We start from the raw sequence: 2,913 nt of genomic DNA on the forward strand, positions 1-2,913 counted from the left end.
GGTCAAGGAACTCAAAGCGACTACCCCAGATGCAAGGGATATCCACAGTCATGTTCTCCAGGTGGTCGTCGCCGATCTGGACCGCGCATTTACAGCTTTCTTCCGGCGTGTAAAGGCTGGCGAGAAACCTGGGTACCCCCGATTCAAGGGCAAAAACCGTTTCTCGTCCTTTGGTTTCAAGGAATACGGCAACGGCTTCAAGATCGATGGACGAAGGCTCCGGTTGTATGGGATCGGCAGGGTCCCCGTTCGCTGGCAGAGGCTTCTGCCCTGTCCTCCCAAGACCGTCCGGATTGTCCGGAAGGCAGATGGCTGGTACGCTCTGTTCACCTGCGAGGGAAATCCAGTGCCGTTGTCTCCCACTGGAAAGACCGTAGGCATCGATGTGAGGATCACGTCCCTCATCACCACCTCTGATGGCGAGAAAGTACCCAATCCGAAATGGTACCGGGCTGCCCAGAAGAAACTTCGCCGTCAGCAGCGCCGGATGAGCCGCAGGCAAAAGGGAGGGAGGAACTGGCGCAAGGCGGCCCAGCTGGTGGCTCGGCACCATCTCCATGTCTCCAGACAACGTCAGGATGTCTTGGACAAGATTGTTCATCATGTGGTTCACCGATACGATTTCATTGCGGTAGAAGATCTCCAGATCCGAAACATGGTCAGGACTCGGTATCTGGCCAAGAGCATCCTGGACGCAGGCTGGGGATATTTCAGGACCAGGCTGCACGTCAAAGCGGCAGAGGCTGGACGTGTGGTCATCGAAGGAGACCCTGCCTACACGAGCCAAACGTGCTCGTCCTGCGGCCAGCGGTTCCCTGAACAGATCGACCTCTCCGTAAGGATGGTGTCATGTCCTTGCGGACTGGTCCTCGATCGAGACGTCAACGCCGCCATCAACATCCTTCGGCTGGGACGCAGCCGTTGGGCGTCAACCTCTGCGGCGGCGGGGGTTGCCCAAGAAGCTGCCGGGCTTTAGCCCGTGCAGAGCGTCACTGGCGAACACTGCCGGGTGATCAGCCAGATCAGGCACCATTGGCTCCCCTTCCCTTCTGAACATCTGAACAACGCAACCACTTCCTGCCCTGCAGAAAACAACTCCCTTGCCTCGCGCTACCCCGCTCCCCCAGCGGGCAGACACGCTGCACCATCTGGGAGAGGCCATCCAGGGCCAGATGAGCAAGTGCTCTGCCTGGTATCCACTCCAGCCCACGAGCATCTCCTCCTCTGGACCGAGTCGATGCTTCCTCTTCAGTATAACCGTTCCCTGCCCCGCCTGTCCAGTCCTCTCGAGCCACATCTGCCTCGCGTGCCTATCAGGACGTTCCCAGGAGCAAACCAGAGGGGAAGTGGCCAGGGAGCAACGCGCAGAGAGAAAGAAAGGAGCACTGAGATGGCCCGCTTCCGCCCGTTGGTTGGCCACCGCCGCGCCCGGGCCGCCCTCGCCTCGGCCCGGCCCGACGCGCTCGCCCCCTCGGGCGGGCCGCCGTCTGCCCGGCAGCGCCACTATCTGGACGATGTCCCGTATTTGTTGCCCAAAGATCCGCTGGAAGACCAGCGGCTCAATTACCAGCATCATGCTCTGTATCGGACGTTGAGTAATCACTATCTCGCGCCGCTCAGCCCCGAGCGCCTGTGCACCATCCTGGATGTGGGCACCGGCACCGGCATCCGGGCCCTCGAGATGCAGGCCCTCTTCCCGCATGCCATCGTGGTGGGGGTCGACGTCTCGCTCGCCTCCCTGCCCCAGCCGGTCCCCCCGACCTGCGTCTTCGTGCGTGCCAACGTGCTCGAGGGCCTGCCTTTCCCGGACTCCCAATTCTGCTACACCCATCAGCGGTTACTGGTCGCCGCCATTCCCGCCCAGGCCTGGCCCGGTGTTGTCCGCGAGCTGGTGCGCGTCACGCGGCCCGGCGGCTGGATCGAACTCCTGGAACTCAGCGACGTCTTCCAGCCCGCCGGGCCGGCCACCCGCCGCCTGCTGCAGTGGGGGGAGGACAGCCACAAGCAGATTGCTTTGCTTCTCTCCCTGCAACGGCATTGCCGCGGCTATCCACATCTCTTTGCCACCTCGTTGCCTGATCCCATCTTCAGAGAGATGCTCTGACCTGACATCATCTCTTCCTGGCAGCCCGGTGGCTCTCTACGGAGTTGGGCAGAGGAGGCCGGGACTGTGGCAGGCAGGCCTGTCCTTGGCAGAAGCGTTTCATTTCATGGGTCTCTCATACCTCGACTCGACATCCACCTCCCTCTCCTCCCCACCGATGAGAACTTCAAGAGGACAGAAGAGATGATATAATGAGGAGCACACCGGAACAAGAGAAGGTGTTGTCTCAAAGTCAGCAGCAGCTGTCTCTCAGCAGCGATATGCTCGGGAAAGGAGATGAGCGTCCCTATGCCTGAATCCACTTCTTCTGTTCTGCTTCCGCCTGGCGGGCAGCGCATTCTCGTGGTGCAGGCCCATCCAGATGACGCTGAGCACCTCTGTGGGGGTACCATTGCATTACTGGCTCGTGAAGGAAAGGAGGTCCATTATCTCCTGGTGACGCGAGGGGATAAAGGCAGCGATGATCCACACTTACCTCCCGAGCAACTGGCAAGGATTCGGGAGCAGGAGCAGCGTGAAGCAGCTTCCGTGCTCGGCGTGCAGTCAGTGACCTTTCTGGAGGGGTATTCCGATGGGGAAGTGGAGCCCTGCCAGCAATTGCGGCGGGAAATCGCACTGGTGATTCGCCAGCTCCGACCTGACGTTGTCTTCACCTTCGATCCCTGGAGAAAGGATGAGGTCCACCCTGATCACCGAGCGGTCGGGATCTGTACTGTGGATGCAATTGCGTGTGCACGGGGCCTCTGGTATTACCCAGAGCAGCTCCAGGACGGCATCACTCCGCATGCGGTGCGCCAGATCTATTACTT

The 2,913-nt window shown here is 60.6% G+C and carries 3 protein-coding genes; all 3 read left to right on the forward strand.

The window, feature by feature from the left end; all coding sequences use genetic code 11:
• Positions 1-976, forward strand: a 976-nt coding sequence (locus ACFMO7_RS19345) for an RNA-guided endonuclease InsQ/TnpB family protein (protein ID WP_376797124.1), incomplete at its 5' end; no start/stop codon positions are given.
• Between the two features lie 414 nt (positions 977-1,390).
• Complete coding sequence (locus ACFMO7_RS19350) at positions 1,391-2,104, forward strand: class I SAM-dependent methyltransferase (protein ID WP_376797125.1); 714 nt, start codon at positions 1,391-1,393, stop codon at positions 2,102-2,104.
• A gap of 288 nt (positions 2,105-2,392) precedes the next feature.
• On the forward strand, positions 2,393-2,913 hold a 521-nt coding region (locus ACFMO7_RS19355), incomplete at its 3' end, for a PIG-L deacetylase family protein (RefSeq protein WP_376797126.1).

Source organism: Thermogemmatispora sp., assembly GCF_042408735.1.
Classification (GTDB): Bacteria; Chloroflexota; Ktedonobacteria; order Ktedonobacterales; family Ktedonobacteraceae; genus Thermogemmatispora.

What these genes read in the sequence shown, in the direction of transcription:
- ACFMO7_RS19350 (WP_376797125.1), top strand. Translation starts at nt 1,391, where the DNA reads ATGGCCCGCTTCCGCCCGTTGGTTGGCCACCGCCGCGCCCGGGCCGCC.